Source organism: Acinetobacter halotolerans, assembly GCF_004208515.1.
GTDB classification, from domain to species: Bacteria; Pseudomonadota; Gammaproteobacteria; order Pseudomonadales; family Moraxellaceae; genus Acinetobacter; species Acinetobacter halotolerans.
On record NZ_SGIM01000027.1, the window covers coordinates 1 to 1173 of the forward strand.

Consider the following 1173-nt stretch of genomic DNA (forward strand, 5'->3'; position numbering starts at 1 on the left):
AAGTTTGAACGTAATAAACCACACGTAAACGTGGGTACAATTGGTCACGTTGACCATGGTAAAACAACTTTAACTGCTGCGATTGCAACTATTTGTGCAAAAACTTACGGCGGTGAAGCGAAAGATTACTCACAAATCGACTCAGCACCTGAAGAAAAAGCACGTGGTATTACCATTAATACATCACACGTAGAATACGATTCTCCAATCCGTCACTACGCTCACGTAGACTGCCCGGGCCACGCCGATTATGTTAAAAACATGATTACTGGTGCTGCTCAGATGGACGGCGCGATCCTTGTATGTGCTGCGACTGATGGTCCTATGCCACAAACTCGTGAACACATCCTACTTTCACGTCAGGTTGGTGTACCGTACATCATCGTATTCTTGAACAAGTGTGACCTTGTTGATGATGAAGAATTACTTGAATTAGTAGAAATGGAAGTTCGTGAACTTCTTTCTACTTATGACTTCCCAGGTGATGACACTCCAATCATCCGTGGTTCAGCACTTCAAGCATTAAACGGTAACGATGGTCCTTATGGCGAATCTGCTGTAATCGAATTAGTTGCTGCGCTTGACTCTTACATTCCAGAGCCAGAACGTGCAATCGACAAAGCATTCTTAATGCCAATCGAAGATGTATTCTCTATTTCAGGCCGTGGTACAGTTGTAACTGGTCGTGTAGAAGCTGGTATCGTAAAAGTTGGTGAAGAAGTTGAAATCGTAGGTATCAAAGATACGGTTAAAACGACTGTAACTGGCGTTGAAATGTTCCGTAAATTGCTTGACGAAGGTCGTGCTGGCGAGAACTGTGGTGTTCTTCTTCGTGGTACTAAGCGTGAAGACGTACAACGTGGTCAAGTACTTGCTAAGCCAGGTACAATCAAGCCGCACACTAAATTCGACGCAGAAGTATATGTACTTTCTAAAGAAGAAGGTGGTCGTCATACTCCATTCTTAAATGGTTACCGTCCACAGTTCTACTTCCGTACAACTGACGTAACTGGCGCAATCCAATTACAAGACGGCGTTGAAATGGTTATGCCAGGTGACAACGTTGAAATGTCAGTAGAATTAATTCACCCAATCGCAATGGACCCAGGTCTACGTTTTGCGATCCGTGAAGGTGGTCGTACTGTAGGTGCTGGTGTTGTTGCGAAAGTAACT

Annotated in this window: 1 protein-coding gene; it reads left to right on the plus strand. The window is 44.0% G+C overall.

Translation table 11 applies throughout. The annotated features are described in order from the left end of the window. On the plus strand, nucleotides 1-1173 hold a 1173-nt coding region (gene tuf, locus EXE30_RS15700), incomplete at both ends, for an elongation factor Tu (RefSeq protein WP_213072750.1).